The sequence below is a fragment of the Aminobacter sp. P4_D5 genome, from assembly GCF_056401815.1.
The window spans coordinates 1-801 of record NZ_JBFUIP010000577.1; the positions used below are offsets into that span (position 1 = coordinate 1).

At 71.5% G+C, this 801-nt stretch carries 2 protein-coding genes; both read left to right on the plus strand.

Features of this window, described 5'->3' with window-relative positions; translation table 11 throughout:
* The coding region (locus AC1DWF_RS33595) for an FkbM family methyltransferase (protein ID WP_476842824.1) at positions 1 to 369 on the plus strand (369 nt) is incomplete at its 5' end.
* Positions 369 to 801 (plus strand): glycosyltransferase family 2 protein (locus AC1DWF_RS33600; protein WP_476842825.1); only part of this gene is annotated, 433 nt, incomplete at its 3' end. The genes AC1DWF_RS33595 and AC1DWF_RS33600, both read left to right, overlap by 1 nt.

Here is an 801-nt window from a genome sequence, read left to right on the forward strand (position 1 = left end):
GTCGAGGGCCGCCCGCTGGCCGACATCGTGCCCATCGAGGCGCTGCGCGCGGCGCGCCTCATCAAGATCGACGTCGAGGGCGCGGAGTGGCTGGTCCTTCAGGGCATGCGCGACGTGCTGCCGGAACTGCGCCGCGACGCCGAGATCCTCGTGGAGGTGAATCCGGAGGCCCTGGCGCTCTTCGGCGCCTCGCTCGAGGACCTTCTCGCGATCTTCGCGGCGGCGGGCTTCGAGGCCTTCGAGATCGACAACCCCTATGAGGGCCGCTTCTACATCGACCCGCCACGCGCGGCCGCCACGCCGCTGCGCCGGAACCGCGACCTGCCAGCCTCGGGCACGCTCGACATGGCCTTCCGCCGTCCACGCTGATGCACCTCACCGTCAGCGTCGTCATCCCCACCTACAACCGCGCGCACCTGCTGCCGGAAACGCTGGAGGCGGTGCTGGGCCAGAGCTCGCCGGCCGATCAGGTCATCGTCGTGGACGACGGCTCGACCGACGGCACCCCGGAAATCCTGGAGGGGATGTTCGGCGACCGGGTCACCCTGCGCCGCATCGCCAATTCCGGCGATCTCGCCGCGCGCAACCGCGGGCTGGCCGCCGCGACGGGCGAGCTCGTCGCCTTCTGCGACAGCGACGACCTCTGGCGGCCGGACTTCCTGGCCGAGATGCGCGCGCTCTGGCGCGCGGAGCCGCGGCTGGTGGCGGGCTTCGCGAATTTCCGGATCGTGCGCGAGGCGCATTGGGAAAGCCCGGACAAATTCGCCGGCGCCCCGGCCGGCTTCTGGGATGGGCTTCGCC